Consider the following 346-nt stretch of genomic DNA (forward strand, 5'->3'; position numbering starts at 1 on the left):
AACTAATTGCTTATTATCAATGTCGTTTTATCCAGTTTTCAAAGAACAATAATTTGGTTTATTGGTGGAGCCTAGCGGGATCGAACCGCTGACCTCCTGCGTGCAAGGCAGGCGCTCTCCCAGCTGAGCTAAGGCCCCTAAATAGGTATATGAATTATATGGTGGGCCTAAATGGACTTGAACCATCGACCTCACGCTTATCAGGCGTGCGCTCTAACCAGCTGAGCTATAGGCCCGTATAGAAGATTGTGATGAACCTTCAAAACTGAACACAAAACGTTAATGTTTTAAGCCAAGGGCTTAAATTCCGTTAAATATCCTTAGAAAGGAGGTGATCCAGCCGCAC

The 346-nt window shown here is 44.5% G+C and carries 2 tRNA genes; both read right to left on the bottom strand.

The window, feature by feature from the left end:
* Window positions 1-62 precede the first annotated feature (62 nt).
* Window positions 63-138, bottom strand: a tRNA-Ala gene (locus tag CD29_RS19435).
* Window positions 139-159: 21 nt separating this feature from the next.
* Window positions 160-236, bottom strand: a tRNA-Ile gene (locus CD29_RS19440).
* Between the last annotated feature and the right edge of the window lie 110 nt (window positions 237-346).

Origin of the sequence: Ureibacillus manganicus DSM 26584, assembly GCF_000772945.1 — a bacterium.
Classification (GTDB): Bacteria; Bacillota; Bacilli; order Bacillales_A; family Planococcaceae; genus Ureibacillus; species Ureibacillus manganicus.